Origin of the sequence: Streptomyces yerevanensis (assembly GCF_000716805.1) — a bacterium.
GTDB classification, from domain to species: Bacteria; Actinomycetota; Actinomycetes; order Streptomycetales; family Streptomycetaceae; genus Streptomyces; species Streptomyces flaveus.
Genome location: NZ_JNWJ01000268.1, coordinates 1 through 268 on the forward strand (window position 1 = coordinate 1; position 268 = coordinate 268).

The 268-nt window shown below is 60.8% G+C and carries 1 rRNA gene; it reads right to left on the minus strand.

The features are described from left to right. A 5S ribosomal RNA gene (gene rrf / locus OP79_RS50975) occupies positions 1-97 on the minus strand; the annotation flags it as partial. Between the last annotated feature and the right edge of the window lie 171 nt (positions 98-268).

Below are 268 nucleotides of genomic sequence, written 5' to 3' on the forward strand. Positions count from 1 at the left end.
CCCACAGGGTCCCCCCTGCAGTACCATCGGCGCTGTGAGGCTTAGCTTCCGGGTTCGGAATGTAACCGGGCGTTTCCCTCACGCTATGACCACCGAAACACGATGAAACTGTGGAACACCCGCACCGTTGCCGTGGCCCGGCAACGGGGTTGTTCGTGGTTTCAGAACCGACACAGTGGACGCGAGCAATCTGGGGACAAGCCCTCGGCCTATTAGTACCGGTCACCTCCACACCTTGCGGTGCTTCCAGATCCGGCCTATCAACCCC